The organism is Nocardia sp. NPDC051929, assembly GCF_044548645.1.
In the GTDB taxonomy this organism is placed as follows: domain Bacteria; phylum Actinomycetota; class Actinomycetes; order Mycobacteriales; family Mycobacteriaceae; genus Nocardia; species Nocardia sichangensis.
Genome location: NZ_JBIUCG010000072.1, coordinates 1 through 1,134 on the forward strand (window position 1 = coordinate 1; position 1,134 = coordinate 1,134).

Annotated in this window: 2 protein-coding genes; both read right to left on the minus strand. The window is 59.8% G+C overall.

What is annotated here, in order from left to right; genetic code table 11:
• Nucleotides 1–181 precede the first annotated feature (181 nt).
• A complete protein-coding gene (locus ACIHAX_RS37785) occupies nt 182–535 on the minus strand; it encodes a hypothetical protein (protein ID WP_397282465.1) in 354 nt (117 codons plus the stop codon).
• On the minus strand, nt 528–983 hold the full coding sequence (locus ACIHAX_RS37790; protein ID WP_397282467.1) for a hypothetical protein: 456 nt from the start codon (nt 981–983) through the stop codon (nt 528–530). Before ACIHAX_RS37790 ends, ACIHAX_RS37785 begins: the two co-directional genes overlap by 8 nt.
• Between the last annotated feature and the right edge of the window lie 151 nt (nt 984–1,134).

Sequence of the window (1,134 nt, forward strand, 5' to 3'; positions counted from 1 at the left end):
GTTATCGGTCGCCGGCTATTCCGTGCGTGCGTTCCGGTCCGTGTCCGGGGCCGCCACGGACAACGCCGGGTGCCCGACCAGGCGGCGTCATCACCGCCGCTTGCGGGTGCCTCGCCCGCCCTATCCACAAGAGTTTTCCACTTCCGACAGACGCGTTAGTTGAACACGAGGGGTAGTTGCGTTAGTTGAGCTGTTGCGGTACCGCCGTGAACCCCGTCTCGCCGACGGTGATGACGCACTGCGCGTCATGCCGGTCGAGCTCGTGCAGCGCTTCCAACAAATGGGTGGACATCAGCGATTGCCACTGTTGCCATTTCTGGTCTTCGGGATAGAGCGAGGACTTGCTCACCTCGACGTAGTAGGCGCGCAGTTCATCGTCCGTGACCGCGAACTCGATGGGCACATCCAGTCGTTCACCGCCACGGCCGGTGATCTGCAAGCCCTGATCCGACGACGAGATCTCCACCTGCCACTCGCGACCTGCCGCGATCACCGATTGCGTCAGTTCGGCTGTGGTGGGGTGCGAGCTAGGCACGACATTTACCTCCAGGGAACGCAGTGACGATGACGCCGTTATCGACGATGACTGTGGGTTCGACGGTTTTCGCGATCTGCCCGTTGACGTGGTTGACCAAGTATATCTGCCCTGAGTAACAGGTTCTGGCGCCCTGCGGGACAGCGAGGTCGGGGGTATCCAACGATTTACTGATCGCCATGTCGGCGATGTCGCGCCAGTTGCGGTTTTCTATCGCTGCAAGCCCTTGCCACTCCTCGCCGTGCTTGGTTTGGATGTGCCGGAATCCATAGCCGGTGTTACCGCAGGTCAACCGCGCTTTGCTGTACTTCGCGACAACTTTGTCTTCGGGAGTGCTGATACCGCACGCTCCCCACACTTGCTGTGCGGAAGCTGTTGGCGCGGAACTGATGACGGCGGGAATCGTCGCTGCGATCAAGGCAACGATGGTGAGTTTCGTGTGGTTCATGGTCTCCCCCTTGGGTGCTGCGATGCATGCGCATCAGCAACTGTTGAGTTGCCCTCTGGGATAAGCCCTCTCATTCATCTACTTGGACGTGGCCGTTCTAGACGCCGTTCCATTATGTGATATACATCACATGCCATTGGCCGTGGCGTCG